Annotated in this window: 1 pseudogene; it reads right to left on the bottom strand. The window is 55.7% G+C overall.

What is annotated here, in order from left to right:
• Positions 1-361: pseudogene (locus H9X86_RS12240) on the bottom strand (type VI secretion protein); the annotation flags it as partial.

Genomic DNA, 361 nt, shown 5'->3' with positions numbered 1-361 from the left:
ATTGTACTCGGCTTCCTCCAGTTGGAGCATATCCATGTAGGAGCGCTTGTCGATGGAGCCTGCGTTGAAGAGAAACTGATGGGGCGGGATGCTGAACAAGGGCTTGGTCATCTCCCGGATGCCCTCTTGGTCGAAGTCCTCCAGGTTCTGACTGGCCAGTAGCATGGCGGACTCCTTTTTGCGCACCCGCTTGAGACAGTTGCGGATGTACTCGATGGCGGTGGGATTGGACAGCCAGATATACAGCTCGTCCAGGGCGGCCACGGTATTTCCCTCGGTGAGGAGCTTGTCAGACATATAGGACAACACATTGAAGAGCATGGCATTGCGGACATTTCTCGCCGCACTGAGCATCCCCTTC

Origin of the sequence: Pseudoflavonifractor capillosus (assembly GCF_016902575.1) — a bacterium.
GTDB lineage: Bacteria > Bacillota > Clostridia > Oscillospirales > Oscillospiraceae > Enterenecus > Enterenecus capillosus_A.
The sequence above is the reverse complement of the archived record's forward strand: the minus strand, read 5'-3'. Positions and strand labels throughout refer to the sequence as shown.